Below are 568 nucleotides of genomic sequence, written 5' to 3'. Positions count from 1 at the left end.
ACAGGAGCAATCGATGTATCAGCAAGTACCCCAGGCACTTATACTGTAACCTATACCACAGCGGGCACATGTCCAAACAGTAGCAATACAAATGTAACTATTAATGCCTTACCGGTTGCACCTAGTGCAAATGCTCAAAATTTTTGTAGAGGACAAAACCCAACAGTAGCAGACTTAGTTGCTACAGGAACAAATTTACAATGGTATACTAATGCAACTGGAGGATCTCCTTTAGCATCAACAGTTACTTTAAATACAGGAATGTATTATGTAAGTCAAACCGATACTAATTCTTGTGAAAGCAATAGAACATCTGTAGCAATAACTGTTTCTGAAGATTGTGATGGTGATGGTGTTACAGATTTAGATGAATTAACACCACCAGATGGAGAACCTGCAACCGATTGGAATGATCCATGTGATTTTACCGCATCAGATATTACCTTAACAGTAACAGCAGTAACAGACTGTGATGGCGATGGCGAAGACAGCACAACCGATCCAGATGATTCAGATCCATGTAACGGAGGCGATGTATCAGGCGTAGATTTAACCAATACAACAAGTT

General features: G+C 40.0%; 1 protein-coding gene. It reads left to right on the top strand.

The window, feature by feature from the left end:
* On the top strand, positions 1-568 hold a 568-nt coding region (locus ACXAG4_RS15515; protein ID WP_475297008.1), incomplete at both ends, for an immunoglobulin domain-containing protein.

It is taken from the genome of Seonamhaeicola sp. ABD4_175 (assembly GCF_056160885.1).
This window is presented reverse-complemented; position numbering and strand designations above follow the sequence as displayed.